Origin of the sequence: Clostridium sp. ATCC 25772, from assembly GCF_001573875.1 — a bacterium.
In the GTDB taxonomy this organism is placed as follows: domain Bacteria; phylum Bacillota; class Clostridia; order Clostridiales; family Clostridiaceae; genus Clostridium_J; species Clostridium_J senegalense.
Map to the genome: position 1 here is coordinate 1 of NZ_LFRG01000183.1, position 583 is coordinate 583.

At 24.7% G+C, this 583-nt stretch carries 1 protein-coding gene; it reads right to left on the minus strand.

Annotated elements, in window-relative coordinates:
- Positions 1-234: 234 nt before the first annotated feature.
- On the minus strand, positions 235-561 hold the full coding sequence (locus AZI32_RS17485; protein WP_061997180.1) for a hypothetical protein: 327 nt from the start codon (positions 559-561) through the stop codon (positions 235-237).
- Positions 562-583 lie beyond the last annotated feature (22 nt).

Here is a 583-nt window from a genome sequence, read left to right on the forward strand (position 1 = left end):
AAATACTCTAATAGCTGTTGATTGTCTTTATCTTTACTATCTACCAGATATACATATCTTCTCAAAGATTCATCTTGTATTTCTATTAAGTAACCCTTAACATCAAACTTGAATTCTTCATCCCCATTATATAAAGTTACTATATCTGTAGATTTTGTAAATACAAATTTTTCCTTGTCGCAATCATACGTGTACTCTAATTCTCTACAATTTATACATCTATTAAAATTGCACTCACTTACACAATTTATACATTTTACATTTGTCTAACTTATTTATAGACTCTCTTTTATCTCTAGTTAAATAAGATTGTATTTCATCTTCTATATCATTTTTCTTTTTAAACAACTTAGAGAATATATTTTTATCTTCATTTTTTTCTTCTTTTTCCAAGTCATTTAAAAAAGCTATATACCCTGATAAATCATCTAACTTTCTTATAAAAATTCTTTTTCTTAATTCTTCATCGCTTAACATTTGCTTTAAATCATTTGCTGCAAATACTAAGTCTGTGTACATTTTATCGTATTTTTTCTTTTCATTTAAAATTCTTTCGTCCATACTATACCTCCTAAAAAAATTA

Bases quoted from the DNA above. Each gene is read 5' to 3' on its own strand.
- AZI32_RS17485 (WP_061997180.1), bottom strand. From the start codon at position 561: ATGGACGAAAGAATTTTAAATGAAAAGAAAAAATACGATAAAATGTAC.